The organism is Amycolatopsis sp. NPDC050768 (assembly GCF_040654155.1).
In the GTDB taxonomy this organism is placed as follows: Bacteria; Actinomycetota; Actinomycetes; order Mycobacteriales; family Pseudonocardiaceae; genus Amycolatopsis.
The window spans coordinates 89,035-113,206 of record NZ_JBFAHL010000004.1 but is presented as its reverse complement, the minus strand read 5'-3'; the positions used below and the strand labels follow the sequence as shown (position 1 = coordinate 113,206).

Here is a 24,172-nt window from a genome sequence, read left to right as displayed (position 1 = left end):
GGTGAGCGGTCCTGGTCAGCGCAGCGCGGTCGCCGGGTGGGCTTCCCACGACGTCCACAGTGGACGATAGCCCTGCCGGTGCCAGAACACCGAGGACAGGGGGTTCATCGGGTTGTAGTAGAGGTACGCGCCGACCGTGCCGGAACGCAGCAGCTCGCGGTGCACTCGGTCCATGAGAACGCGCCCGATCCCGCCGCCGCGGTGGCCGGGCGCGGTCACGACGTTGTTCACGTACGCCCACAGCCCCGGCGGCAGGAGCTCGGCAGCCTCGGTGCCGGGAGCCGAGTCCACCCACGCGCACTGGGCGAGCGCCACCGGACGGCCGCCGGCTTCCGCGAGCCAGGTGGCCGGTTCGTCGAGCGCGCGGCGCAGCGCGGGCGCCAGCAATTCCGCCGTCTGGTCGCGACGGCGGTGCGCCACCAGCCCGGTGTAGTCGAACGTGGCCGCGCACAGCCGGAGCACGGTGTCGAAGTCGGCCGGCCCGGCCGGGCGCACGGCGATCCCGTCGGTGCCGGCGGCATCCGGCGCGGCCGGCGGCGGGTCCGTCCGCACGGCGAGCGCGGACATCGGGGCGAGCCCGTGGTCGAGGAACGCCCGGATCGCCTCCGCGTCGCGGCTCGGCCAGTTCACGACGCACGCGGAGTCGGCTTCGGCCGGCTCGGTGTCCACGAGGGACCGCAGCTCGCCCAGCAGGAGGTCGAACCCCTCGGTGCCGGCGGTGTCCGGGTCGGGGAACAGCTGCCACACCTGCGCGGCCGACCACAGCAGGGGAGTGTCGCCGGGGCCGTGGCGGTGGCGCTGCACGACCCCGGACACGCGCGCGCCCGCCCCCGTCACCGCGCCGACCCGCTCGCCGGCGGCGTCGCTGATCGACGGCGCGGGCGGCGGCAGCAGCGGGTCGAGCGCGGCGAACCGCGCCGCGGGTTCGGTGGTGGCCACGAAAGCGCAGCGTAGCCGCTCAGGAGCGGCGCGTGCGGAAGATCGCCGTGCCGGGGAAGAGCTTGCCGCGCAGCGGGCTCCACTGGCCCCACGTGCGCGTGTGGCCCTCGGGCCACTCGGGCTCCAGCAGGTCCTCGAGCGCGAAGCCGCCGGCGGCCAGCGCGCGCACGTAGTCGCCGAGCGTGCGGTGGTACTCGACGTAGGTGGCCTCGCCGTCGTCGTCGACCTCCACGTACGGCGTGCGGTCGAAGTACGGCTGCGTGACGGTGAGCCCCAGCGGGCCCGGGTCGTCGGGGAAGATCCACCGCATCGGGTGGGTCACCGAGAACACCCACGGCGAACCCGGGCGCAGCACGCGGTGCACCTCGGCGAACACCGTCGCGAGCGAGGGCACGAACGGCAGCGCGCCGAACGCGGAGCACGCGGCGTCGAAGCTGCCCGAGGCGAACGGCAGGTACTCGGCGTTGGCCTGGACCAGGGGCACCGTGACGCCGGTGCGCTCGTTGCCCTCGTGCGCGTGGCGCAGCATCCCGCCGGACAGGTCGGTCGCCACGGCGTCGGCTCCCGCCGAGGAGAGCCAGCGCGAGCACGCTGCCTGGCCGCAGCCGACCTCCAGCACCCGCCGGCCGCGGACGTCGCCGAGCAGCCGCACGTCCTCCTCGCGCACGCCCTCCGGGCACCAGACGAAGTCGGCGTCGCCCAGGAACTCGCCGTGGGTGGCCTGGTAGTCGTCGGCGTCGGCGTCCCACCAGGCGAGGTTCGCCGCGGCCGCCTCGCCGCCGGCGACCGTGCGGTACGCGACGCCGGCCGTGCCGAGCTGCAGCTCGGCGTGGGCGTGGCGGTCGGCTGTGTCGGCTGTGTCCGCTGCGGGGGCTGCCGAGTGGTCGGACATGCTGGGTCCTTCCGGGAATGACGGGGAATGCCGGCGCCGGCCGAATCGTTGCCGGAAGGGTACCGGGAGCTGTGGGGACCCTGATTGTGTGCCCTACCGGGGCCCGCGTACGATACGTGTTAGCGCAGTGGGTTCGCGCTGCCTGGGTCTTCACTTGCCGGGGGAGCGCACTGTTTGCGGGTCATGCCGCGGTCGTTCACTGGTGGACGTTGCTCGTGAGGTCGTCGTATGTCCCGTATTCGCGCCCGGACGCGCTGCCAACCAAACACCCTACGATCCCATCCACCGGAGCAACCCGCCTAATGACCACCGACACCGCCACCGCCCCGACCGCCCCCACCAGGGCCCCGCAGGTCGCCATCAACGACATCGGGTCGGAGGAAGACTTCCTCGCGGCTATCGACAAGACCATCAAGTACTTCAACGATGGCGACATCGTTGAAGGCACGATCGTCAAGGTCGACCGCGACGAGGTCCTGCTCGACATCGGCTACAAGACCGAGGGTGTCATCCCCTCGCGCGAGCTTTCCATCAAGCACGATGTCGACCCGGCTGAGGTTGTCTCCGTCGGCGATGAGGTCGAAGCTCTCGTTCTCCAGAAGGAGGACAAGGAAGGCCGCCTGATCCTGTCCAAGAAGCGCGCTCAGTACGAGCGCGCCTGGGGCACGATCGAAGAGCTCAAGGAGAAGGACGAGCCCGTCAAGGGCACCGTCATCGAGGTCGTCAAGGGTGGTCTCATCCTGGACATCGGCCTCCGCGGCTTCCTTCCCGCCTCGCTGGTCGAGATGCGCCGTGTGCGCGACTTGCAGCCGTACGTCGGCCGCGAGCTCGAGGCGAAGATCATCGAGCTGGACAAGAACCGCAACAACGTGGTCCTGTCCCGCCGCGCCTACCTCGAGCAGACGCAGTCCGAGGTCCGCAGCGAGTTCCTCAACAACCTCGCCAAGGGCCAGGTCCGCAAGGGCGTCGTGTCCTCCATCGTCAACTTCGGTGCCTTCGTGGACCTGGGTGGCGTCGACGGCCTGGTGCACGTCTCCGAGCTGTCCTGGAAGCACATCGACCACCCGTCCGAGGTCGTCGAGGTCGGCCAGGAGGTCACGGTCGAGGTTCTGGACGTCGACATGGACCGCGAGCGCGTCTCGCTGTCGCTGAAGGCGACCCAGGAAGACCCGTGGCGCCAGTTCGCCCGCACCCACGCGATCGGCCAGATCGTGCCGGGCAAGGTCACCAAGCTCGTCCCGTTCGGTGCGTTCGTGCGCGTCGAGGAGGGCATCGAGGGCCTGGTGCACATCTCCGAGCTGGCCGAGCGCCACGTGGAGATCCCGGAGCAGGTCGTCCAGGTCAACGGCGACGTCATGGTCAAGGTCATCGACATCGACCTCGAGCGCCGTCGCATCTCGCTGTCGCTGAAGCAGGCCAACGAGGGCGTCACGGCCGAGACCGAGTTCGACCCGACCCAGTACGGGATGGCCGCCGAGTACGACCCCGAGGGCAACTACATCTACCCCGAAGGCTTCGACCCGGACACCCAGGAGTGGCAGGACGGCTTCGACAAGCAGCGCGAGGAGTGGGAGCGGCAGTACGCCGAGGCCCTCACGCGCTACGAGGCCCACATGGCGCAGGTCAAGAAGGCTGCCGAGGCCGACGCCGAAGCCGCTGCCGACGCCGCCACCGGCATCGAGGGTGGCAGCGGGGGCGGCGACCAGACGTACACCTCCGCTCCGGCCGAGGCCAAGAGCGGCGGCACGCTGGCCAGCGACGAGCAGCTCGCGGCTCTGCGCGAGAAGCTGTCGGGCGGCCAGGGCTGAGTCACGCCTGACGCTGAGCACCACTGAGCTCTGACACCGCGGCCCCGGTCCAGTTCGGACCGGGGCCGCGGTGTTTTTCGTCTGCGCTCAAGGTGTTCGAAGTGGACGATCCCGAGGCCGGGGTGGAGGAAGGTCGACAGAACCCGGCCGGCGCGGTGGCGTTGCCGGTGTCAGTTGTGGAGCCCGAGCCCGGTGATCATCGACAGCACTCCGGTGCGGTACATGACCTCGTTGGCTTCGTCGGTCGGCTCGATGAACCAGTCGCTCAGCGGCGTCTGCGAGCGAATCGTGAGCTCGACACTGACCAGACCGTGCATCGACGTCCACAGCAGATAGCCGTAGTCGCGCGAGTCCCTGCCGGGATCGCCGATGCGGCGGATCTTGCCGACGAACATCGCGAACGTCGTGCGCAGCACCGCCGTGCGCAGCTCCGGGTCCGGGTCGTAGCCGTGGACCGAGCGTTCGAACATCATCGCGTAGCGGGCCGGGCTTTCCAGCGCGAAGCGGCGGTAGGCCAGCGCGACCTCGAGCAGGTCCGCGACGCCGTCGTCGGTCTCCGGTGGCACGTCGAGCAGCTCGTCGCGCAGGAGGTCGAACGCGCGCTCGTACAGCGCGTCGAGCAGGCCGGTGCGGCCGCCGAAGCGCGTGTAGACGGTGATGGTGGACGCCCCGGCCGCCTCGGCCACGCCGCGCACGGTGAGGCCGGCGACGCCGCGGTCGGTGAGCACGTTGAGGGCGGCGTCGAGGAAGCGGCTCCGGTTGTGCTGGTCGGCAGGTTGCGTCGACAGATGGCGGGTGGCCACGACCGTTACCCCCTTCGCCCGTGCGCGCAGGACAGGTCCGCGTCTCGCCTGCCGAAGATACGATATTCGCGCTCGCTTGGGAACTTCGCCATGCGGCCGGATCTGTGGGATCTTCGTCCTGTGGACCTCGCCACGGCGTGGCACCACTTCGTCCACAAGCGACGTTCGGTTAGCTGCAGCGGTGCAGCGGCACCGTCGAGAACCCCGACCAGGAGGCGAACCGGATGACTGAGCCGGAACCGGGCACTGTTGTCGTCAGTGAAGCAGGCGAAGGCCGCTTCACTCAGCACGTGACCGCGGGCGGTTTCGAGCTCGTCGTGGACGAGCCCAAGTCGGTCGGCGGCGACGGCAGCGGCCCGACTCCGTACGACCTGCTGCTCGGCGCGCTGGGTTCCTGCACGGCGATCACGCTGCGGATGTACGCGGACCGCAAGAACATCCCGCTGGCGAACGTGACCGTCCGGCTGCGCCACGACCGCATCCACGCGCGCGACTGCGAGCGCTGCGAGACCGAGGTGGGCATGGTCAGCCGCATCAGCCGCGAGATCGAGCTCGAGGGTGACCTCGACGAAGAGCAGCGCACGCGGTTGCTGGAGATCGCGGACAAGTGCCCCGTGCACCGCACGCTGGAGCACGAGATCGACGTCCAGACCAAGCTGGTCTGAGGAAACGGGGTGCGCGCCATGGAGCGAAGCGAGCGGGTTGTCGTGGTCGTCTACGACGCGGTGCGGCTCCTGGACGTGACCGGGCCGCTCGAGGTGTTCGGGATGGCCAACGAGCACGGCGCGCACTACGAGCTGCTCACCGCGTCGCCGGGCGGCACCGACGTGCGCACCACCACCGGTACGCGCCTGGGTGCCGACGTGGCGCTAGAGGACGTCGACGTCGAGGGCGGCACGCTCGTGGTGCCGGGCAGCCCGAACTGGCAGATCACCGTGACCGACGAGCACCTGCTCGACGAGGTCCGCCGCCTTTCCCGCCAGGCGCGGCGCACGGCGTCGGTGTGCGCGGGCGCCTTCACGCTCGCCGCCGCCGGACTGCTGGAGGGCCGCCGCGCGGCCACGCACTGGGAGCTCGCCGACCAGCTCGCGCGCCGTTACCCCGGCGTCGAGGTGGACTGCGAAGCGATCTTCGTGCGCGACGGTTCGGTGATCTCCTCGGCCGGCGTCACCTCCGGCATCGACCTGTCGCTGGCCCTCGTGGAGGAGGACCTCGGCTCCGAGGCCGCGCGGCTCGTCGCGAAGCACCTCGTGGTGTTCCTGCAGCGGCCCGGCGGGCAGTCGCAGTTCAGCGTGCGCCTGGCGGCCCAGCCCGCGCGCAACGATCTGCTGCGCGGGATCATGGACCGCATCACGGCCGACCCTTCGGCCGACCACAGCCTGTCTTTGCTCGCCGACGACGCGGGCGTCAGCGTCCGCCACCTCACGCGGCTGTTCCGCGATCAGATGGGCACCTCGGTCGCCCGGTTCGTGGAGAGCACGCGCCTGGAGGCCGCGCGGCAGCTGCTGGAGACGGGCACGGACCCGCTCGACGTGGTCGCGCGCCGCACGGGGTTCGGCTCGGCGGAGACGCTGCGCCGGGTGTTCACGCGGGAGCTGGGTGTGCCGCCGAGCGCCTACCGGGCCCGCTTCCGGACCACGGGCACACCGGCGTTGGCCGGTGCGGGCCGCTAGCACAGCGCAAGGTCCTGGGACAGCTGAAGTCACGCGACGTGCGGGTCCAAGTTCTCGCCGCGGTGACCGGGTCACGTGACGGCGTGCGCGCGGCGAAGCTAGGAGGTCGAGACGACCGGAACCCAGATGCGTTCCAGCGCCGCGGCACGGGCGCGGCGGCGGAGGCCGGCGAAGCTGTGCTGGGCGGGTACGAGGAGGGCACTGAGCCACGTGCGCCGGTATTCGGCGAGGGCTTCCGCCACGGGGCGGTAGCCGACGCAGTGCACCAGTCCCGGCGTTCCGAGCCGGTGCTTGCCGACGTGCTTTTCCGCCATCGTTCCTCCGTGTGGGCGACCCTTCCGCCGCGCACGGTACGCAATCGCGCCGGTAAATCCGGGGAGCCGCCCGGCGTGTCACCCGGATCAGTCAGCCAGTTCCGGACAATGTCCTTGATTTTCGACTTGGGGTGTGCCTCTACCCGTGCGAGTGCACGTGCAGGGCTCTGACGTCCCCTGATCGGGTGGCGCACGGGTCTGGCTAGGGTGAGGTCATGCTGCGAGTGGGTCTGACGGGCGGGATCGGCGCGGGGAAATCGACGGTGGCGAACCGGTTCGCGGAGCACGGTGCCGTGCTGGTGGACTCCGACCGGATCGCGCGTGAGGTCGTGGAGCCGGGCACGCCTGGGCTGGCGGCCTTGGTCGAGGCGTTCGGCGAGGACATCCTGTCCGCTGACGGGTCGCTCGACCGTCCGGCGCTGGCCGCGAAGGCGTTCGCCGACGACGCGTCGCGCAAGCGCCTCAACGGGATCGTGCACCCGCTCGTCGGGGCGCGCACGGCCGAGCTGATGGCCGAGGCAGCCGACGACGCGGTGATCGTCCACGACATCCCGCTGCTCGTGGAGGGCAACCTGGCGCCGGCGTACCACCTCGTGGTGATCGTCGACGCGCCCGTGGAGGTCCGCGTGCGCCGGCTCGTGGAGGCGCGTGGCATGGCGGAGGCCGACGCGCGGGCGCGGATCCGCGCGCAGGCCAGCGACGAGCAGCGCCGCGCGATCGCCGACGTCTGGCTCGACAACGGCGGCCCGCAGGACGGCGTGCTCGCCGAGGTCGACGCGCTGTGGGCCGACCGGCTGGTGCCGTTCGAGGCCAACCTGCGGCTGCGCAAGCCGCGCCCGCCGATGTCGCCCGTGATCGTGCCCTCCGACCCGACGTGGCCGTTGCAGGCCGAACGCCGGCTCGCGCGCCTGCGGCAGATCGCGGGGGAGCGGCTGCTGCGCGCCGACCACATCGGGTCCACCGCCGTGCCCGGCCTGCCCGCCAAGGACGTCCTCGACCTGCAGCTGACCGTTCCCACGCCGGCCGACGCCGACGCGCTCGCCGAACCGCTGGCCGACGCCGGCTTCCCCCGGCTGGAGGGCGACTGGTGGGACGACCCGCAGGACGGCTCCGCCGCGCCGTGGCCGAAGCGCCTCCACGTGGGTGCCGACCCGAAGCGCCCGGTGAATCTGCACGTCCGTACGCCCGAGACCCCGGCGTGGCGCCTCGCGCTGCTGTTCCGCGACTGGATTCGCGCGAACCCGGCCGAGCGCGACGCGTACGCGGCGGTGAAGGAGCAGCTCGCGCGCGAGCACTCGGCCGACGGCACCGTCGCGGACTACGCCGACGCCAAGCAGGGCTGGGTCAACGACGCGTTCACCCGCGCCGGGATCTGGGCCGAGCAGACGTCGTGGCAGCCGTGAAATCCGGGTGCGCGGCCGGCGGTGGCGCTGCTAGCGTCGCCGGCATGCAGCGCTCGGCCAGCACGACGACGCCGGACACCGTCCCGGCGCGCTGAAACCTGAGCGAACCAAGCCCCGGGGTGGTCACCCCGGGGCTTCGTCGTGTCCCACGGGTTTCCGCCTCGGCCGTCCACGAGGAGACCCCGATGCCCGACCACCGCAGGATCGGCCGTGAGCTCGGCCTGTTCGGCACTGACCCGCTGCTCGGCGCAGGCCTGCCCTACCTGCTGCCCGACGGGGCCGTGATCCGGCACGAGCTGGAGGAGTACGTCCGCGATGTCGAGCGCCGCGCGGGCTACCGCCACGTGTACTCACCGGTGCTCGGCAAACGCGAGCTGTACGAGATTTCGGGGCACTGGGCGCACTACCGCGACGACATGTTCCCGCCGCTGGACGTCGGCGGCGAGCAGCTCGTGCTGCGGCCCAGCCTGTGCCCGCACCACGCGCTGATCTACCGCTCCCGAGCGCGCAGCTACCGCGAGCTGCCGCTGCGGATCGCCGAGCTGGGCGGGATGTACCGCGCGGAGCTGTCCGGGGTGCTCGGCGGGCTCGGCCGGGTGCGCGCGATCCAGCTCAACGACGCCCACCTGTTCTGCCGCCTCGACCAGGTCGCCGACGAGGCCCGCGGTGCGCTGGAGCGCATCCGCCGCGTCCACGCGGACCTCGGGCTGCGCCCGGCGCGCTACCGGCTCTCGCTCGCCGGCGGCTCGGGGGACTACGTGGGCTCCGCCGAGCACTGGGCGCGCGCCGAAGCCCTGCTCGTCGAGGCGCTGCAGGGCTTCGACTACGACGTGGCGCCGGGCGAAGCGGCGTTCTACGGCCCGAAGGTCGACGTCCAGGTCACCGACAGCGCCGGGCGTTCGGCCACCCTCTCCACCGTCCAGGTGGACTTCCACCAGCCCGAGCGGTTCGACCTCGGGTACGTCGGCCCCGACGGCGCCGTCCACCGGCCGGTGCTGGTGCACCACAGCCTTCTGGGCAGCCTGGAACGCGCGATGGCGCAGCTGCTCGAAGAGCACGGCGGGGCCTTGCCGCCGTGGCTCGCCCCGGTGCAGGTGGTGGTGCTGCCGGTCTCGGAGGCTGAGCTGCCGGGGGCTTGCGCGCTCGTGCGCCGCGGTCAGGAAGCCGGTCTGCGGGTGGAGCTCTCCTCGCCCGACCAGGGGAGCTTGGGCGCGCGGATCCGGGACCACCGGCTCGTGCCGTACCAGGCGGTGATTGGCAACCGGGAGGCCGAGGCGGACCTCGTCGCACCCCGGCTGCGCGACGCCCGGCGCCTGGATCCGTTACCGGCGGCGGACTTCGTGGCCGCGGTCGCCGAACGAGTCGCCGCCCGCGGCGCGGTGCTGTGGCTCTGACTCGTCAGCCGAGCGGGTTCGCGGCGATCCGGGCCGCGATCCCGCTCGCGACGGCCCCGCCCGCCGCGCTGTCGGGCTTGCGCGCCGCCTGGTCCTCGAAGCACGCCAGGAACTCCGCGCCGAAGCCGAGCCGCGGGTAGTGCGTGAGGATCGGCGTCCGCACGTCGGGCGGGAACTCCTCCGGGCGCCGGCCGGAGACGTCCCAGCTCGTCGCGACCTGCAGCAGGTGGGATTCGGGATCGGCGGTCGCGGCGACGTCGTCGCGCATGTGCAGAAGGATGATCTCCTCGACGTGCGCGGCGCGCTCGGCCGGCCACCCCGCCGCGGCCCCGAACACCCAGGCCAGGTGGCCGCCGGCGGTCTCGAACGGGAGACCGTGGTTGTCGAATTCGGCCGTGAGCGCGAGGTCGTGCAGCAGGGCCGACACGTAGTACAGCTCGTCGTCGAAGGCGATCCCCTGGGCGGCCGCGTAGTGCGCGCCCCAGAGGTACGAGCGGACGGAGTGGTTGAGCAGCGCGGCCGAGCAGAACCGCGTGGCCACGGTCAGCGCGGCCGCGGTGGCGGGCGTCTCGGGGAACATGCGCTCAGCCAACCACAGGAATCAGCCGCCGAGCAGGCCTCGTTCGAACGCCACCGCCACCGCGGCGGCCCGGTCTTTCACGCCGAGCTTCGCGTACGCGTGGATCAGGTGCGTCTTCACCGTCGCCTCGCTGATGAAGAGCTTCTTCGCCGCGTCCTTGTTCGTGGAGCCGCGCGCGACGAGCGTGAGCACCTCGATCTCGCGCTGCGACAACGGCTCCTTCGCCGGCGCGCGCATCTGGCCCATGAGCCGGCTCGCGACGGCGGGGGAGAGCACGGCCTCGCCGCGGGCCGCCGCGCGCACGGCGCGGAACAGCTCCTCGCGCGGTGCGTCCTTGAGCAGGTAGCCCGTGGCGCCGGCCTCGATGGCGGGCAGGACGTCGGAGTCGGTGTCGTACGTGGTCAGCACCAGCACGCGCGCCGGGTTGCCGAGGCGGGCGAGTTCGGTGATGGCGGAGACGCCGTCGGTACCCGGCATGCGCAGGTCCATCAGCACCACGTCGGGCTTGAGCGACACCGCGAGGGTCACGGCCTCGGCGCCGTTCGCGGCTTCGCCGAGTACCTCGAACCCGTGCTCGCCGGTGAAGATGCCGCGCAGGCCGTCGCGGACGATCGGGTGGTCGTCGGCGATGAGCAGCGTGACGGTCATGCTGACGCCCCCTCGTGGTCGATCCCGCCGTCCTTCAGCCCGCCCAGTGTGGCAGCCGGCACGGCGGGCAGGTTCACCGAGATCGCCGTGCCGCCAGCGGGTTCCGACTCCACGTGCAGCGTGCCCGCGAGCCGTTGCACGCGGCTTCGCATGCCGGGCAGCCCGAAGCCGCCTTCGCTCGGGGGCGGGTTTTCGGGATCGAAGCCGACGCCGTCGTCGACCACGTCGAGCGTGACCTCGTCGCCCATGTACGACAACGTGAGCCCCACGCGGCCGGCCCGGGCGTGTTTGGCCACATTGGACAGTGCTTCCTGCGTGATCCGCAGCAGCGTCGCCTCGATCTCGGGGTGCAGCGCCTCGGCCGTGCCCGTGGTCGAGAACGCGGCGGGCACGGTGGTGCGCTCGCTCCACAGCCGCGCCACCTCGGCGAGCGCGTCGGGCAGCGTCGCCGACTCCAGCGGCTCCGGCCGCAACGCGTGCACGGACCGCCGCGCCGCCGTCAGGTTCTCGCGCGCGAGCGCCTTCGCGGTGTCGAGGTGCCGCTGCCACTCGGCGGGGTTTTCCCGGGCCTGGGCGGCGGCTTCGAGCTGCGTGATGATCCCGGTGAAGCCCTGGGCAAGCGTGTCGTGGATCTCCTGGCTCAGCCGCTGCCGCTCGTCGAGCACGCCGGCTTCGCGCGCCTGGGTGAGCAGTTGCCGTTGCAGGCCCCGGTTTTCGGCCTCGGCGGCGGCGAGCTTGTCGAGCGCCCGTTTGCGTTCGGCGCTCTGCCTGCCGACGGCCGCGAACACTGCGCCGCCTCCGCCGATCGCGGCCGTCTGCACGATCACCAGCGTCACCCAGATCGCCGGGGCCGTGGCCAGCGCCTCGATCGGGCCGCCGTTGGCGACGGTGTTGATGAGCAGCGACGTGACGGCCACGCCGAGGATCGACATCACCAGCGGCCGCAACCGCATGGCCGCGAAGAAGCCGTGCACCATGAAGATCAAGAAGTACGTCTCGCGCGCTTCGAGTACCGAGCCGAAACTGACGACGCCGACGAAGCTCAGCGCCGCGAAGGCGGCGTTCTCGCGCACCCGGTCGCTGGGCAGCTTGTGGGTCAGCAGGAGCCACACCGCGGCGCCGGCGGCGATCGCGAGCGTGGTGAGCCGGTGGGCGCCCGTCTGGTCGAGCCGCAGCAGGCTCAGCACGGTGGGGATCGCCAGCAGCACGAACGGGGCGGTCGTCTCGGCGCGGTTGAACCACGAGTGCCACCGCAGCGGAGGATCCCCTTCACGCGGTGACAGGGGCGCCAGGAGTGAGCCCCGCCAATCGAGCTTCACGTCCCGCGCGTCTTCCGACCTCATGCCTTCAGATCTTTCACCTGGGGCCAGACCACCGGCCAGCTTTCCGTGCGACCGGTGAGCAGCCAGATCGGGAGGTGCTCGCTGGCGTTGGGCACGCCCAGGCGGTTCCGCACCGAGCCGACGACGCGGGCGTCGCGGAAGTGCGGCGCGAGCTTCGCGGGGTCGGCGCCCACGAACAGCACAGTGTCGGCGTCGTCGGCCGGCCTTCCGAAGTACCAGAAGCCGCGGCTGCCGCTGTAGGCCTCCGGGAGACCGGCCTCCGGGCCGTAACGGTCGAGCGCGCCCGCCTGCCAGTAGCCCGCGGTCACGAGCGCGGTGTGCGAGCGCTGCTCGGGTGGCAGCAGCCGGTACACGTCCGCGACGGAGGTCGCGAGGTCCGGCCAGCCGACCTCTTCGGTCGCGTACGCGGGATGCGGTGCGTCGGGGTGCTCCACGAGCCACTGCGCCGGCCACACCGGCAACGCGTACGGGAGGCTGTAGAGCGCTGACAGCACAAAGACCGGCCACGTCGGCACCCACCGCCACCACAGGGCGGGCCGGCGGTCCTGCAGGTGCACGGCCGCGGCTGCCCACAGGATCGGGAACATGCCGGCGGCGTAGTAGAAGCGGCCGCCTGCGACTAGGAACACCGCGACCACGCCGATCGCCGTCCAGCCGAGGAACCGGTACGGCCGCAGGCTTCGCGCGGCGAGCAGCACACCGAGGCCGTAGCAGACGCCGAGCGCGCCGATCACGAGTCCGGCGCCGGCGAGCAGACCCGGCAGGAACTCCGCGCGCCCGCCTGCTTCGGCGACCTCGTGCGAAACCGCGTCGCCCATGCCCAGCTGGGGCCAGCCGTTGAGCGACTGCCACAGCAGCGTCGGCACGCACGCGAGCGCGGCGATCCCCGCGCCGGCCCAGAGCTTCGGGCGGCGCAGCAGCTCGCGCGGGCCGAAGACGAGCGCCGTCACGGCGGTGATGGCCCAGAACGCGCCGATCAAGAACTTCACGTTGAGTGCCACGGCGGTGACCAGGCCCAGCCACAGCAGGAGATTGTCGTCGCGGGTGCGCAGCCAGCGGACGAGAAGCCAGAGAACCAGCGTCCACAGCAGCGGGTCGACCGTCGACGTGGCGAGGTAGTGGCCGCTGCCCACGAACTGGCCGCACATCGCGTACGCGGCGGCTGCTCGCGTCTGAGCCTTCCGGCCGCCGCCGAGCTCACGCGCGATCAGCGCGGTCACCACGACCCCGGCGGCGGTAACGAGGATCGCCGGCAGCCGGAACACCACCAGCGAGCCCGGCGCGATCGCGTCCATCAGCGCGGCGAGCAGCGGCAGCACCGGGGGCTGATCGGCGTACCCGAATGACAGGTGCTTGCCGGCGGCGAGGAAGTACAGCTCGTCGCCGAAGTAGCCGTACCGGCCGGCCGTGGCCAGCAGGATCGCCGCGGTCCCGGCCGCGAGCAGCGCGACCGGACGCCGGGCGAACTCGGTGACGGCCGTGTCGTGCCTGGTCGGTGTGCCTGCCGTGGTCACGGCGTCCATCGTGCTCCCTGCTGCTGTCCGGGCCCGCTGCGCGGCACCCTACGGGCCGTGGCCCGGCGCCACCGGCTGGTGTGTGGCGCCGGGCACACCGGGGTCAGCTGTGCGTGTTCACCAAGTGCGGCCAGATCTGCTGCCACGGCTGCCGGCGCCCGGTGGCGAGCCACAGCGGCGTGTCGTCGGCGACGCTCGGCAGGGCCGTGCCGGTGTCGACCTTTCCGATCTGGCGCAGGTCGGTGAAGTGGCCGAGCAGCGGCCGCGGGTCGGCGCCGACATAGAGCACGCTGGTGTCGGAGTCCGGCGGCACGACCAGCGTCGCGTAGCCGCGTTTCGGGCTCGCGGGCTCGGGCAGGCCCAGCGGGCGGCCGTACTCCTCGAGCGCGCTCGCTGACCAGTAGGACTCGCCGACCAGGGCCGTGTGCGCCGGGTCGGGCAGCTTCGCGAACTGGTCCGCCACTGAGCGCGCGGCCTGCGGCCAGCCGATCTCGGCGAACGCGAACGTCGGCGACGGCAGCGCGGGGTTCGCGGCGAGCCACGGCTTCGGCCACACCGGCAGCGAGATCGGCAGGGCCAGTAGCACCGCGACGACGTACACCGGCCAGGTCGCGAGCCAGCGCCACCAGCGCGAGGCCCGGCCCGTCTCCAGCTCGACGGCGGCCGCCGCCCAGCACGGCGCGAACATGCCGGCGATGTAGTACGACCGGCCGTTGACCACCACGAACACCAGGGCCAGGCCGAGCGTGGTCCACGCCAGGAAGCGGTACGGCATCAGCTGCTGCGAGCGCAGCAGGCGCCACAGGCCGTAGCAGAGGAGCACGATCCCGATCGGGAACCCGGCGGTGAGCAGCGCCGAAGGCAGCCACAGCAGGCGCCCGCCCCACGTCTGGTCCACCTCGGCCGAGATCGCCTCGCCCATGCCGAGCTGCGGCCAGCCGTGCGTCGCCTGCCAGATCAACGTCGGGACGAGCGCGGCCACCGCGATGGCCGCGCCGATCCACAGCTTCGGGCGGCGCAGCAGCTCCCGAGGCCCGAAGACCAGCAGCGCGATGATCGCGACGGCCCAGAAGCCGCCGATCAGGAACTTCACGTACAGCGCCACGGCCGTGACCACCCCGGCCCAGAGCAGCAGGTTGTCGCTGCGGGTGCGGATCCAGCGGACCAGCAGCCAGATCACCACGGTCCACAGGAACGGGTCCAGCGTCGAGGTGGCCAGGTAGTGGCCCGACGCGATGAACTGCGGTGCTGACCGCACACGTGGCCGCGGTCAGGGTCTGGGCCTTCGCGCGACCGCCGAGCTCGCGGGCGATCAGGGCGGCGAACACCACCGACGCGACCATCGCGAGCATCGCCGGGAGCCGCAGCACGAAGACCGAGCCGGGCGCGATCGTGTCCATGGCCCGCGCCAGCAGGGGCAGCATCGGCGGCTGGTCCACGTAGCCCCAGGCCAGGTGCCTGCCGGCGGCGAGGAAGTAGAGCTCGTCGCCCATGTAGCCGTAGCGGCCGGCGGTGAGCAGCAGCGCCGCGCCGAGCAGGCCGGCGAGCACGAACACCGGGACACGGGCGAACGGGGCGGCCACGCGCCGGGCGGCCGGCAGCGTCGTCACGGACATGCTCACTCCCACCGGAAGGTGCGGGCCGCGATCGCCGAGCAGACCACGGCGAAGGCGACGAGCGAACCGAGCTGCAGCAGCTCGGGCGAGTTCCCGGCGGCCGCTTCGCGCAGGCCGTTGATGGTCGCGCCCAGCGGCAGGACGTCGGCCACGTGCTGCAGCACCGGCGGGAGCTGCTCCTTCGGCACCCAGACGCCGCCGAGCGCGAGCATCGGGAAGAACGCCGCGGCGCCGATGCCGCTGGCCGCGCGGTTGGTGGGCGCGAGCGCCGCGATCAGCGTGCCGACGGAGAACAGTGCCAGCGCGCCGAGCACCATCACGAGCAGGAACCCGCCGAGGTTCTCCGGCAGCGCCATGCCGAGCGCGATCCTGCCCACCCCCAGGACGAGCAGGATCGCGACCGCGGCGGCGGCGAGGTTCACGAGCAGCTGTGCGGCGAGCAGCCGTCCGGGTGGGACGGGGCTGGCCGAAAGGCGCTTGAGTACGCCCTTCTCGCGGTAGGTGGCCACGGCGGCCGGGAACATCATCACCGCGAGCATCGCGATGAGGATCGCCACGGCCATCGGCGCGATCAGGGTCGGCAGCGGCGCGTGGCCGCCGAACTCGGCGCTGGGCTTGCTCGAACCCGGCATCAGGCCGAACACGAGCAGCAGCGCCAGCGGGATGCCGACCACGGTGACGGGTGCCCCCGGGTCGCGCAGGAACAGCTTCGCCTCGACGGCGGTCATCTTCGTGAGCATTTCTCCTCGTTCCCTCAGTCCAGTTTCCGGCCGGTCAGCGCGACGAAGGCGTCGTCGAGGTTCGCCTGGTCCACGCGCAGGTCGCCCGCGAGCACCTGGTTGCGGGCGAGGAACGACGTCACGGTCTGCAGCGCGGTGGCGCGCCCCGTGACCACGAGCTGCGAGCCGTGGCGTTCGACCTCGAGCACGTCGGGCAGCGCTTCGAGTTGTGCGAGGTCGACCGGCGCCGACGGGCGGAACCGGATGCGCTGCTCGTCGCCGACCTGGCGGACCAGCCCGGCGGGCGTGTCGATGGCGACGACGCGGCCCGAGTCGATCACGGCGATGCGGTCGCAGAGGCGCTCGGCTTCCTCCATGAAGTGGGTGACGAGCACGACCGTCACGCCCTCGTCGCGCACCGCCTCGACCAGGTCCCACGTGTCGCGGCGGGCCTGCGGGTCGAGGCCCGTGGTGAGCTCGTCGAGCACCGCGATCTCGGGGCTGCCCACGAGCGCGAGCGCGATCGACAGGCGCTGCTGCTGCCCGCCCGAGAGCTTCTTGTAGGCGGTGTCGCGCTGGTGCGTGAGCCCGAGCAGGCCGAGCAGCCGCTCGGTGTCCGCCGGCTTGCGGTAGAAGGACGAGTACAGCTCCAGCGCCTCGCCCACCCGCAACCGGTCGGGCAGCCGGCTCTCCTGCAGCTGCACGCCGAGGCGCTGGCGCAGCTCGTGCCGGTCGCGCCGCGGGTCGAGCCCGAGCACCGACAGCGTGCCGCCGGCGGGCGTGCGCAGGCCTTCCAGGCATTCGACCGTGGTGGTCTTGCCCGCGCCGTTCGGGCCGAGGATCCCGAAGATCTCGCCCCGCTCGACGGTGAACGACACGTCGTCCACCGCCACCTTGTCCCCGTAGGTCTTGTGGAGGTGCTGGACCTCGATCACCGGCATGTCCGCCGTCCCCTCTCGAACTCTTCGTCTGTGCTGAAGAAGAGTCCCGTGAGGAAGGGGTGCGGCGGATCGCCGGAACGGCCACAACCGGCATCCACCGCCAGGCGGCGAGCATCCACCGATCGGTGGACCCGGGGTCCCCTAGGGGTGCCGGCGCCAGGTGGCCGTGATGTCCTTTGTGGACAGCCAGGCCGCGAGGTCGTAGCCGTGCGCGGCCAGCCCTTCCACGGTGGCGTAGGCGGTTTCGAGCGCGTACTCGCCGTCGGCCTGAGGCAGCAGGCCCGCCGAGACGGCGGCGAGCAGCTCGTCGGAGTCGATCACCCGCACGGAGACCTTGTCCTTGAGCACGAGGTCGAGGTAGAGGTCCGTGGAGAACCACCGGGTGCCTTCGCGGCGCACGCGCACCACATCGAGATAGAAGGTCTGGTCTCGTTCGTGGCCGGGGTTGAACCAGAAGTCGGTGATGCGCAGGCCGAGGCCCGGCAGCAGCCACGATTCGAGGTAGCGGAACTGCTCACGCCCCGGCGTCGGGCGCGCGAGGTACAGCCCGAACGGCTCGGTCCGGAACTCCTCGACCTCGCGTTCGATGCCCTTGGGGTCCACGTTGACGCCGGCGGCCGGGTCGAAGCTCTCCACCTTCGGCGGGTGCACGTCGGTCATCCGCCCATCCTGCCGGGCGCGGGGCGTCCGGAGCGGTCCGTGCGGCCGGGTGTCCGCGAAATCCACCCGGTTGCCGGGGTGGTCACGGCTCGGCCACTTCCGCACCGGATGTCCGGTTCGCCGGTTAGGTTGGCCCGGACCTGGGGAGGGATCATCCGGCCGTGCCGGCACCGGCTGTCCGCGCGGCTGAACGCCGACTGGCTCGCGCACCTGTGCGGGCTGTGCCTCGCGTTGCGCGACGAGCACGGACACCTCGCGCGGGTCGTGACGAACTACGACTCGCTGGTGATCTCCGCTCTCGTGGAGGCACAGGCCGCGGGCCGGCGCCGGAACCCGGGGCCGTGCGCGTTGCGCGGGATGCGTTCGGCGTCCGTCGCGCGAGGGGACGGGGCGCAGCTCGCCGCGGCCGTGTCGCTGGTGCTCGCGCCGGCCAAGGTCGGTGACCACGTCGCCGACGGCGATGGTGCGCTCGGCCGGGCGGCGCTGCGAACACCGGCGAAGAAGCTCGCGGCCCGGTGGGCCGCACAGGGCGCGCGCATCGGCTTCGACACGGCGGTGCTGGTGGATGCGGTGACGCGGCAAGGCACGCTGGAGCACGAGGTGACCGCGGGGGACTCGCTGCTGCTGGTCACCGAGCCGGCCGAGGTGGCCGCGTCGGCGGCGTTCGCGCAGACGGCCGTGCTGGCGGGACGGCCCGGCAACGTCGCGCCGCTCGCCGAGGCCGGGCGGCTCTTCGGGCGGGTCGCGCACCTGCTCGACGCGGTGGAGGACCAGCCCGCGGACGACGCGGCGGGCAGCTGGAACCCGCTGACGGTCACCGGCACCGGGCTCGCCGAGGCGCGGCGGCTCGCCGAGGACGCGGTGCTCGGGGTCGGGCTCGCGGTGCGGGAGGCGGCGTTCGCGCAGCCGGCGTTGGTCCACATGCTCCTGGTGCACGAGCTGCGCCAGGCCGTGACCCGGGCGTTCGGGCACCGGCAGGAGCCGCCGCCCGGGTGGCTCGGACCGGGACCGCTGCCGCCCGGGGTGCCGCCCGCGCCGGGAGGTGCCTGGGCCGGTGGTCAGCCCGGGTGAGGGCCGCCCGCTTCGCCGCCTCAGCCCCCGCCTCCGCCGAAGCCGCCGAAGAAGAAGCGCAAGCCCGGGGACGGGCCCGAGGACGGTGACGGCGGTGGGTGCTGGGTGCCGAAGTTCGCCGTGCCGTCACGACCGCGTGGGTTCTTCGCGGGTTGCGCGGTGGCGACGTACATGTGCTGCAGCTGCCAGTTCTGCTGCCGCGATCCGTTTCCGGGCCCCTGGACCGGGAAGGTGCGGCAGAACCACTGCGATTGCGACCCGTGCGTGCTGCTCTGCGCCTGCTGTGACGGCTGCTGAACAGGGTTCCGGCCCAGGTCAGCAGGCCTGTGGTGGCGCCTCGGCTGAAAACTGTCGGGGGGTCGGCCTACTCTGGTGGACGTGGCTTTCGCAACCGAACACCCCGTCCTCGCGCAGTCCGACTTCCGGCCGGTTTCCGACGTCCCCCGTTCCGGCGGCCGGTTCGAAGTGATCAGCGAGTACACGCCCGCCGGCGACCAGCCGGCGGCCATCGACGAGCTCGAACGCCGGGTCAGGGCGGGTGAGAAGGACGTCGTGCTGCTGGGCGCCACGGGCACGGGCAAGTCGGCCACCACCGCGTGGCTGATCGAGCGCGTGCAGCGGCCCACGCTGGTCATGGCGCCGAACAAGACGCTGGCGGCGCAGCTGGCCAACGAGCTGCGGGAACTCTTCCCGAACAACGCGGTCGAGTACTTCGTCAGCTACTACGACTACTACCAGCCCGAGGCGTACATCGCGCAGACGGACACCTACATCGAGAAGGACTCGTCGATCAACGACGACGTCGAGCGGCTGCGCCACTCGGCCACGATGAACCTGCTCTCGCGCCGCGACGTGATCGTGGTGGCCAGTGTGTCCTGCATCTACGGCCTCGGCACCCCGCAGTCCTACCTCGACCGGTCTTCGATGCTGAAGGTCGGCGAGCGGCTCGACCGTGACGTGTTCCTGCGCGCGCTGGTCGACGTCCAGTACACGCGCAACGACATCGCGTTCGCCCGCGGCACGTTCCGCGCGCGGGGCGACACGGTGGAGATCATCCCGGCGTACGAGGAGCTGGCGATCCGCGTCGAGTTCTTCGGCGACGAGATCGAAAAGCTGTACTACCTGCACCCGCTGACCGGCGACATCGTGCGTGAGGTCGACGAGGTGCGGATCTTCCCGGCCACGCACTACGTCGCGGGGCCGGAGCGCATGGAGAAGGCGATCAAGACCATCGAGGAGGAGCTCGAGCAGCGCCTGGCGGAGCTGGAGAAGCAGGGCAAGCTGCTGGAGGCGCAGCGGCTGCGCATGCGCACGGCCTACGACATCGAGATGATGCGGCAGGTCGGGTTCTGCTCCGGCATCGAGAACTACTCGCGCCACATCGACGGCCGCGAGGCCGGGTCCGCGCCCGCGACGCTGATCGACTACTTCCCGGACGACTTCCTGCTCGTGATCGACGAGTCGCACCAGACCGTGCCGCAGATCGGCGGCATGTTCGAGGGCGACATGTCGCGCAAGCGCAACCTCGTCGACTTCGGGTTCCGGCTGCCGAGCGCGGTCGACAACCGGCCGCTGACGTGGGAGGAGTTCTCCGACCGGATCGGGCAGACGGTGTACCTGTCGGCCACGCCGGGTCCGTACGAGATGGGGCAGACGAGCGGCGAGTTCGTCGAGCAGGTCATCCGGCCGACCGGCCTGGTCGACCCGAAGGTGGTCGTGAAGCCCACCGAGGGCCAGATCGACGACCTGGTGCACGAGATCCGTGAGCGCGCCGAGAAGGACGAGCGGGTGCTGGTCACCACGCTCACCAAGAAGATGGCCGAGGACCTCACCGACTACCTGCTGGAGCTCGGCATCCGCGTGCGCTACCTGCACTCGGAGGTCGACACGCTGCGCCGAGTCGAGCTGCTGCGCCAGCTGCGCTCGGGCGACTTCGACGTGCTGGTCGGCATCAACCTGCTGCGCGAGGGCCTCGACCTGCCCGAGGTGTCGCTGGTGGCGATCCTCGACGCGGACAAGGAAGGCTTCCTGCGCAGCGGCACGTCGCTGATCCAGACGATCGGCCGCGCGGCGCGAAACGTGTCCGGTGAGGTCCACATGTACGCGGACAAGATCACCGACTCGATGCAGCACGCCATCGACGAGACCGACCGCCGCCGCGCGAAGCAGGTCGCCTACAACGAGGAACGCGGCGTCGACCCGCAGCCGCTGCGCAAGAAGATCGCCGACATCCTCGACCGCGTCTACAGCGAAGCCGACGACTCCGACCAGACGGTCGCCGTCGGCGGCTCGGGCCGCAACACCTCGCGCGGCAAGAAACCCGAACAGGGCGACCGCGTGCGCAGCTCCGGCATGCTCGTGGACAAGGACGTGTCGGGCATGCCGCGCGCCGAGCTGGCCGACCTCATCCAGCAGATGACCGACCAGATGATGCAAGCCGCGCGCGACCTGCAGTTCGAGCTCGCCGCCCGCCTGCGCGACGAGGTGTCCGACCTGAAGAAGGAACTGCGCGGCATGGACGCGGCCGGCATCCGCTGACGCCCTCCCGCGGCCCGCTGCCCTCCGGGTGCGCCGGGGCCGCGGGCGGTTCGGCCCGGCGGATCCGGCCCCGGGGGAGCGGTGGGCGCGGCTGCCCGAGCCGGGGCTGCCGGTTGCTCGACGGAGGTGAGCGGCGGTGCGGCTCGACGAGGTGATCGAGCATTGCCTGGGCAAGCCCGGGGCCGTGGAGGCTTACCCGTTCGGGGAGCACGTGCTCGTGGTGAAGGTCGCGGGCAAGGCCTTCGCGTTCATCGGGCTGGAGCGGCCGGGCTCGGTGGGGCTCAAGTGCGGCGGCACGCGTGAGGAGGCGGCCGAGCTGCGGGAGCGTTACCCGGAGTCGGTGGCCGTGCTGGACTACCTCGGCCGCTACGGGTGGAACCGCGTGGATCTGGGCGCGAGCCGAACCGCCGCGGTGCCCGGCGAGGAGCTGAACGAGCTGCTCGACGCTTCCTACGCGGCTGTGCGGGCGAAGCTGCCCAAGGCGCGCCGCCCCTGAGTGGTCAGGACTGAGCGGTCACGGGGGCGGTCAGGGGCGGGACGGGGCGGGGGCGTTCTCGTCCGGCTGGAGCACGCCGAAGATGTTGCCCTCGGTGTCCTTGCAGTACGCGAGCCAGCCGACGCCCGGGACGGGGTCCTTCGCCAGCGCCATGGTGCCGCCGGCTTTGGCCACGGCGTCGATGGTGGCGTCGACGTCGGTGACCTCGATCGTGTTGATGAAGCCGGAGACCGGGGCGTCCTCGGCGGGGGCGGGGCCGCGGCGGGGGAGGAGGCCGCCGTCGATGCCTTCGCCGTCGCCGGTCGAGACGACCCAGTACGGGACCTCGCCCCACTGTTCGATCTTCCAGCCGAACACGGCGGTGTAGAAGGCGACCGCGCGCTGCGGGTCGCCGGCGTGGATTTCGAAGTGGACGGGCCGGGGCATGGCTGCCTCCTCAGACCGGGCCGACAGGGCGCGCCCGAGACTACGCCCTCGCGCCCCCGCCCGCCCTCACCTGAGCAGCGATCCCGCCAAGATCCACAAAGGACTCACCGCACCCGCCTCACAAGCGCGGGCGGTCCGCCATGACCTGGTTCGTGTCGAAGTCCGGGAACCCCGCAGGAGCCGCAACCGACGCCAGTGACCGCGAAGAAGCAGCCGGCAGACCAGCCCAGCGGCGGATCGTCGCGGTCGCCTCCGCGGACTGTGCGGCCGGCAGCTGCGCGATCGTCGAGCCGTGGTTGCCACCCGGCACGAAGTAGCGGTAGGAATCGCGCGAGCCGTACCCGAGCTCGAACGGCTCGGCGCCCCACGGGTCGTTCGAGCCGTACACGAACAGCAGCTGCCGCCCGTGCGCCTTCACCCAGACGTCGACATCCGGCATGGCCAGGTAGTCGAAGCGCGGCAGCTTCACCGACGCGGGCACGAACGTCGACGGCACGTCGGTGCCCGGGTAGCGCAGCAGGTCGCGCAGGTAGCTGTCGTACGCCTCGGGTGAGCCGAGCTGCACCGCGGCCTGGTAGTAGTACGGCACGAACGGCTCGAGCTCCTGGTCGGAGTACGTGTTGAGACTCTCGACCTGCTCGAACCACGCCCACACGTCGCCCGCCGGCGCGCCCGGTTTCGGGATCGACGCGCACGCCGACGCCGGCTGGTACTGCCAGAACGCGAAGTACGAGTCGATCACCGAGATCTCCAGCGACTCGTCGATCGAGCCCACCGTGGTGAACGTGTACCCCTTGCTCGCGGCGTCGGCCTTCGCCAGCTCGCCGAGCTCGTCGCGCCGCTTCAGCGCGTCTCGCTGGATCGCCTTGAGCGAAGCGCGGCACGCGGGGTCGCCGACGTTCGCGAGGAAGCGGTTGTACTTGTCGATCGGGTCGATCACGTCGTTGGGCGCGACGTAGGGGATCGTGCCGTTCACGTCGTCCGGGAAGAACCGCCGGAAGTACGTGGCGGTCATCCCGCCCTTGCTCCCGCCCGTCGCGAGCCACTTGCCCGGGTAGATCTTCTTGAACGCCTGCACAGCGGCGTGCTCGTCGGCCGCGGCCTGCCAGATCGTGAGGTCATGCGACCAGTTCGCCGGCTGCGGCCGCGAAGGCGTGAAGTAGCGGTACTCCATCGAAAGCTGGTTGCCGTCGACGATCCGCGTCGGCTCGGAGCGGTTCGGGGCAAGGGACACGTTGTACCCGCTGGTGAACGCGACTGTCGGCGCGGAGAAGTCGCGGTGCAGCAGCGTGTACCGCTGCTCGAACTTCGGCCCGTCCGGGTGGCGGTGGTCGGCCGGCTGCGTGAACGTCAGCTCGAAGAATCGGTAGCCCGCCGGCGCCGGATCCTCCTTGACCACCGTGAGGCCCGGGATCGTGGCGAGGGCGGCCGTGATGTCCTCCTCGCCGGCCGCGCTCGCGACCGGCGTGAGCCCCACGGCAGCCAGCACAGCGGTGGACAAGACGGTGAGCAGCCTGCGCACGTGGTTCCCCCTCGACGGCCCCGAGATCAACTTCCGGATCCTCACAGACCCGGCCGTGCCCGGCAAGGCGCACCATCCGGTCGGGCGCCGACTTCCGTAGGGTCGGAACTAGCGCTTCAGCACACGGTCCACATAGGACTTGACGTTCGCCAGTGACCGCTCCGACCGCCACATCCGGTCCACGTGCGCGTCGTCGGCGGCCCGGTTCTCCGCGATCCGCTCGTGGTAGGGCTGGCGCAGCTGCGCCTTGGTGTGGGCGAACGCGTCGGCCGGCAGCTCGCCGAGGCGGGCTGCGAGCTCACGCGCGCGGCCGAGCACCTCTTCCGGCGCCGCGACCTCGTCGACCAGGCCGCGGGCGAGGGCGTCGTCGATGGTCAGCGTGGCGCCGCTGTACATGAGCGCGGCGAGCGGGTTCGTGCCGTACGCGCAGCGCAGGATCTCCGTCGCGGCCAGCGGGAAGGGCACGCCCACGAGCAGTTCGGTCACGCCGATGCGCCCGGGGCCGGTGGCGGCGACACGGTGGTCGCACCCCGCGGCCAGCACCATCCCGCCCGCGATCGCGTGGCCGTTGACCGCGGCCACGAGCGGGTGGGGGAAGCCGAAGACCGCCAGCAGCGCGTCGGAGAGCGCGGGCAGGAACTCGCCGACGTAGCTCGCGCCGCCGGCGTCGATGCTGAGCAGGTCGACGCCCGCGGAGAACATGTCGCCCGATCCGGTCAGCACCGTGGCCTTCGCGCCGTCGGCCGCTTCCTCGAGCTTGAGCACGAGCTCCTGGCAGGTGGCGGTGTCGAGGGTGTTGCCGCGGCCGTGCTCGAGCGTGAGCACGGCGACGCCGTCTTCGACTGCGAGGTGGATGGTCACGCGAGGAGACG

Annotated in this window: 23 protein-coding genes and 1 pseudogene; 9 read left to right on the top strand and 15 right to left on the bottom strand. The window is 71.8% G+C overall.

The features are described from left to right. Positions 1 to 15: 15 nt before the first annotated feature. Both AB0H62_RS13570 and AB0H62_RS13565 read right to left on the bottom strand, forming a co-directional pair. A complete protein-coding gene (locus AB0H62_RS13570; RefSeq protein WP_220242039.1) occupies positions 16 to 939 on the bottom strand; it encodes a GNAT family N-acetyltransferase in 924 nt (307 codons plus the stop codon). Positions 940 to 958: 19 nt separating this feature from the next. Further along, positions 959 to 1,831, bottom strand: coding sequence for a class I SAM-dependent methyltransferase (locus AB0H62_RS13565; protein ID WP_360586145.1), 873 nt, complete (start codon positions 1,829 to 1,831; stop codon positions 959 to 961). Between the two features lie 302 nt (positions 1,832 to 2,133). Here AB0H62_RS13565 and rpsA point away from each other — a divergent pair, with 302 nt between their 5' ends. Beyond that, a complete protein-coding gene (gene rpsA, locus AB0H62_RS13560) occupies positions 2,134 to 3,639 on the top strand; it encodes a 30S ribosomal protein S1 (RefSeq protein ID WP_220242037.1) in 1,506 nt (501 codons plus the stop codon). 170 nt (positions 3,640 to 3,809) lie between these two features. Here rpsA and AB0H62_RS13555 read toward each other — a convergent pair whose 3' ends face one another. Then, positions 3,810 to 4,442, bottom strand: coding sequence for a TetR/AcrR family transcriptional regulator (locus AB0H62_RS13555; RefSeq protein ID WP_220242036.1), 633 nt, complete (start codon positions 4,440 to 4,442; stop codon positions 3,810 to 3,812). Positions 4,443 to 4,666: 224 nt separating this feature from the next. On the opposite strand from AB0H62_RS13555, the gene AB0H62_RS13550 reads away from it, so the two are divergent. Together AB0H62_RS13550 and AB0H62_RS13545 are read left to right on the top strand one after the other, a co-directional pair. Continuing rightward, positions 4,667 to 5,107 carry an OsmC family protein gene (locus AB0H62_RS13550; protein WP_220242035.1) on the top strand — a complete coding sequence of 147 codons (441 nt, stop codon included), beginning with the start codon at positions 4,667 to 4,669 and terminating at the stop codon, positions 5,105 to 5,107. Positions 5,108 to 5,125: 18 nt separating this feature from the next. Beyond that, a complete protein-coding gene (locus AB0H62_RS13545; RefSeq protein ID WP_220242034.1) occupies positions 5,126 to 6,115 on the top strand; it encodes a DJ-1/PfpI family protein in 990 nt (329 codons plus the stop codon). 98 nt (positions 6,116 to 6,213) lie between these two features. On the opposite strand, the gene AB0H62_RS13540 is transcribed toward AB0H62_RS13545, so the two are convergent. After that, positions 6,214 to 6,429 carry a hypothetical protein gene (locus tag AB0H62_RS13540; protein ID WP_220242033.1) on the bottom strand — a complete coding sequence of 72 codons (216 nt, stop codon included), beginning with the start codon at positions 6,427 to 6,429 and terminating at the stop codon, positions 6,214 to 6,216. Between the two features lie 215 nt (positions 6,430 to 6,644). Here AB0H62_RS13540 and coaE point away from each other — a divergent pair, with 215 nt between their 5' ends. Both coaE and thrS read left to right on the top strand, forming a co-directional pair. After that, positions 6,645 to 7,832, top strand: coding sequence for a dephospho-CoA kinase (coaE, locus tag AB0H62_RS13535; protein WP_220242032.1), 1,188 nt, complete (start codon positions 6,645 to 6,647; stop codon positions 7,830 to 7,832). A gap of 119 nt (positions 7,833 to 7,951) precedes the next feature. Further along, positions 7,952 to 9,226 carry a threonine--tRNA ligase gene (gene thrS / locus AB0H62_RS13530; RefSeq protein ID WP_255638182.1) on the top strand — a complete coding sequence of 425 codons (1,275 nt, stop codon included), beginning with the start codon at positions 7,952 to 7,954 and terminating at the stop codon, positions 9,224 to 9,226. Positions 9,227 to 9,230: 4 nt separating this feature from the next. Here thrS and AB0H62_RS13525 read toward each other — a convergent pair whose 3' ends face one another. The 5 genes from AB0H62_RS13525 to AB0H62_RS13505 form a co-directional block, all read right to left on the bottom strand. After that, on the bottom strand, positions 9,231 to 9,806 hold the full coding sequence (locus AB0H62_RS13525) for an HD domain-containing protein (protein ID WP_220242030.1): 576 nt from the start codon (positions 9,804 to 9,806) through the stop codon (positions 9,231 to 9,233). A 21-nt stretch (positions 9,807 to 9,827) separates the two neighbouring features. Beyond that, positions 9,828 to 10,454 carry a response regulator transcription factor gene (locus AB0H62_RS13520; protein WP_220242029.1) on the bottom strand — a complete coding sequence of 209 codons (627 nt, stop codon included), beginning with the start codon at positions 10,452 to 10,454 and terminating at the stop codon, positions 9,828 to 9,830. After that, positions 10,451 to 11,797 carry a sensor histidine kinase gene (locus AB0H62_RS13515; RefSeq protein WP_360586140.1) on the bottom strand — a complete coding sequence of 449 codons (1,347 nt, stop codon included), beginning with the start codon at positions 11,795 to 11,797 and terminating at the stop codon, positions 10,451 to 10,453. Before AB0H62_RS13515 ends, AB0H62_RS13520 begins: the two co-directional genes overlap by 4 nt. Further along, entirely contained in the window at positions 11,794 to 13,320 is a 1,527-nt protein-coding gene (locus AB0H62_RS13510; protein WP_360586138.1) for a glycosyltransferase family 39 protein, read from the bottom strand. The genes AB0H62_RS13515 and AB0H62_RS13510 overlap by 4 nt, the downstream gene beginning before the upstream one ends. Before the next feature lie 94 nt (positions 13,321 to 13,414). Beyond that, positions 13,415 to 14,569, bottom strand: a complete 1,155-nt coding sequence (locus tag AB0H62_RS13505; protein ID WP_360586136.1) for a glycosyltransferase family 39 protein — start codon at positions 14,567 to 14,569, stop codon at positions 13,415 to 13,417. Here AB0H62_RS13505 and AB0H62_RS13500 point away from each other — a divergent pair. Next, positions 14,557 to 14,754 carry a hypothetical protein gene (locus AB0H62_RS13500; RefSeq protein ID WP_360586134.1) on the top strand — a complete coding sequence of 66 codons (198 nt, stop codon included), beginning with the start codon at positions 14,557 to 14,559 and terminating at the stop codon, positions 14,752 to 14,754. The two genes, AB0H62_RS13505 and AB0H62_RS13500, sit on opposite strands and share 13 nt — an antisense overlap. Before the next feature lie 175 nt (positions 14,755 to 14,929). Here AB0H62_RS13500 and AB0H62_RS13495 read toward each other — a convergent pair whose 3' ends face one another. From AB0H62_RS13495 to AB0H62_RS13485, 3 genes are all read right to left on the bottom strand, one after another. Then, positions 14,930 to 15,667, bottom strand: a complete 738-nt coding sequence (locus AB0H62_RS13495; RefSeq protein ID WP_220242025.1) for an ABC transporter permease — start codon at positions 15,665 to 15,667, stop codon at positions 14,930 to 14,932. Positions 15,668 to 15,681: 14 nt separating this feature from the next. Further along, entirely contained in the window at positions 15,682 to 16,587 is a 906-nt protein-coding gene (locus AB0H62_RS13490) for an ABC transporter ATP-binding protein (protein ID WP_360586131.1), read from the bottom strand. Between the two features lie 141 nt (positions 16,588 to 16,728). Then, positions 16,729 to 17,247, bottom strand: coding sequence for a DUF402 domain-containing protein (locus AB0H62_RS13485; RefSeq protein WP_360586129.1), 519 nt, complete (start codon positions 17,245 to 17,247; stop codon positions 16,729 to 16,731). A 108-nt stretch (positions 17,248 to 17,355) separates the two neighbouring features. Between AB0H62_RS13485 and AB0H62_RS13480 the strand changes: the two are divergent. The 3 genes and pseudogenes from AB0H62_RS13480 (at position 17,356) to AB0H62_RS13470 (ending at position 21,352) form a co-directional block, all read left to right on the top strand. After that, a pseudogene (locus AB0H62_RS13480) lies at positions 17,356 to 18,615 on the top strand (DUF5685 family protein). A gap of 81 nt (positions 18,616 to 18,696) precedes the next feature. Beyond that, a complete protein-coding gene (gene uvrB, locus AB0H62_RS13475; protein WP_220242022.1) occupies positions 18,697 to 20,856 on the top strand; it encodes an excinuclease ABC subunit UvrB in 2,160 nt (719 codons plus the stop codon). A 136-nt stretch (positions 20,857 to 20,992) separates the two neighbouring features. Then, the gene (locus AB0H62_RS13470; protein WP_360586127.1) at positions 20,993 to 21,352 is read left to right on the top strand and encodes an MmcQ/YjbR family DNA-binding protein; all 360 of its coding nucleotides are present in this window, start codon (positions 20,993 to 20,995) and stop codon (positions 21,350 to 21,352) included. Positions 21,353 to 21,382: 30 nt separating this feature from the next. Here the strand turns inward: AB0H62_RS13470 and AB0H62_RS13465 are convergent, their stop codons facing one another. The 3 genes from AB0H62_RS13465 to AB0H62_RS13455 form a co-directional block, all read right to left on the bottom strand. After that, positions 21,383 to 21,778 carry a VOC family protein gene (locus AB0H62_RS13465; RefSeq protein WP_220242020.1) on the bottom strand — a complete coding sequence of 132 codons (396 nt, stop codon included), beginning with the start codon at positions 21,776 to 21,778 and terminating at the stop codon, positions 21,383 to 21,385. 118 nt (positions 21,779 to 21,896) lie between these two features. After that, on the bottom strand, positions 21,897 to 23,300 hold the full coding sequence (locus tag AB0H62_RS13460; RefSeq protein ID WP_360586124.1) for a S28 family serine protease: 1,404 nt from the start codon (positions 23,298 to 23,300) through the stop codon (positions 21,897 to 21,899). A 108-nt stretch (positions 23,301 to 23,408) separates the two neighbouring features. Then, entirely contained in the window at positions 23,409 to 24,161 is a 753-nt protein-coding gene (locus AB0H62_RS13455; RefSeq protein WP_360586122.1) for an enoyl-CoA hydratase/isomerase family protein, read from the bottom strand. Between the last annotated feature and the right edge of the window lie 11 nt (positions 24,162 to 24,172).

What these genes read in the sequence shown, in the direction of transcription:
- AB0H62_RS13565 (WP_360586145.1), bottom strand. Translation starts at nt 1,831, where the DNA reads ATGTCCGACCACTCGGCAGCCCCCGCAGCGGACACAGCCGACACAGCC.
- rpsA (WP_220242037.1), top strand. Translation starts at nt 2,134, where the DNA reads ATGACCACCGACACCGCCACCGCCCCGACCGCCCCCACCAGGGCCCCG.
- AB0H62_RS13550 (WP_220242035.1), top strand. Translation starts at nt 4,667, where the DNA reads ATGACTGAGCCGGAACCGGGCACTGTTGTCGTCAGTGAAGCAGGCGAA.
- AB0H62_RS13545 (WP_220242034.1), top strand. Translation starts at nt 5,126, where the DNA reads ATGGAGCGAAGCGAGCGGGTTGTCGTGGTCGTCTACGACGCGGTGCGG.
- AB0H62_RS13540 (WP_220242033.1), bottom strand. Translation starts at nt 6,429, where the DNA reads ATGGCGGAAAAGCACGTCGGCAAGCACCGGCTCGGAACGCCGGGACTG.
- coaE (WP_220242032.1), top strand. Translation starts at nt 6,645, where the DNA reads ATGCTGCGAGTGGGTCTGACGGGCGGGATCGGCGCGGGGAAATCGACG.
- AB0H62_RS13525 (WP_220242030.1), bottom strand. Translation starts at nt 9,806, where the DNA reads ATGTTCCCCGAGACGCCCGCCACCGCGGCCGCGCTGACCGTGGCCACG.
- AB0H62_RS13520 (WP_220242029.1), bottom strand. Translation starts at nt 10,454, where the DNA reads ATGACCGTCACGCTGCTCATCGCCGACGACCACCCGATCGTCCGCGAC.
- AB0H62_RS13515 (WP_360586140.1), bottom strand. Translation starts at nt 11,797, where the DNA reads ATGAGGTCGGAAGACGCGCGGGACGTGAAGCTCGATTGGCGGGGCTCA.
- AB0H62_RS13510 (WP_360586138.1), bottom strand. Translation starts at nt 13,320, where the DNA reads ATGGACGCCGTGACCACGGCAGGCACACCGACCAGGCACGACACGGCC.
- AB0H62_RS13495 (WP_220242025.1), bottom strand. Translation starts at nt 15,667, where the DNA reads ATGCTCACGAAGATGACCGCCGTCGAGGCGAAGCTGTTCCTGCGCGAC.
- AB0H62_RS13490 (WP_360586131.1), bottom strand. Translation starts at nt 16,587, where the DNA reads ATGCCGGTGATCGAGGTCCAGCACCTCCACAAGACCTACGGGGACAAG.
- AB0H62_RS13485 (WP_360586129.1), bottom strand. Translation starts at nt 17,247, where the DNA reads ATGACCGACGTGCACCCGCCGAAGGTGGAGAGCTTCGACCCGGCCGCC.
- AB0H62_RS13465 (WP_220242020.1), bottom strand. Translation starts at nt 21,778, where the DNA reads ATGCCCCGGCCCGTCCACTTCGAAATCCACGCCGGCGACCCGCAGCGC.